General features: G+C 48.2%; 1 protein-coding gene. It reads left to right on the forward strand.

Annotated elements, in window-relative coordinates; translation table 11 throughout:
• Positions 1–562, forward strand: a 562-nt coding sequence (locus R7190_RS29605) for a penicillin-binding transpeptidase domain-containing protein (protein ID WP_318138169.1), incomplete at both ends; no start/stop codon positions are given.

The following is a 562-nucleotide window of genomic DNA, read 5'->3' on the forward strand; positions in this document are numbered from 1 at the left end:
GTGCTTGATCCTCGTGACAATGGGGTGCTAGCTATGGTGTCGAGCCCAAGTTACGACCCGAACGCTTTTGTCCACGGCATTTCTGGTAAAGCCTATCGCGATTTGTTGAACGATAAAAACCGCCCGTTGGTAAACCGCACGACGCTAGGTATTTATCCGCCAGCTTCAACAATCAAGCCATTTATGGCAGTCGCAGCGTTGCAAGAAGGCGTAATCACGCCAAATACTACTCGCAACGACCCAGGTTATTGGCGCATTCCTAACTCAGACACTCGTCCATTCCGTGACTGGTTGCGTTGGGGACATGGCCGCGTGGATGTCATTAAATCCATTGAAGAGTCTGTTGATACGTTTTACTACCAAATTGCTTATGACTTGGGGATCGACCGAATTTCAAACTGGATGATGATGTTCGGTTTTGGTGACTACACAGGCATCGATATCTACGAAGAAAGTAAGGCTAATATGCCAACTCGTGATTGGAAGATGTCTCGTCACAAAACGCCTTGGTATAAAGGTGACACCATTCCTGTTGGTATCGGCCAAGGCTACTGGACGGCGA

The sequence above is a fragment of the Vibrio sp. 1078-1 genome, from assembly GCF_033340475.1.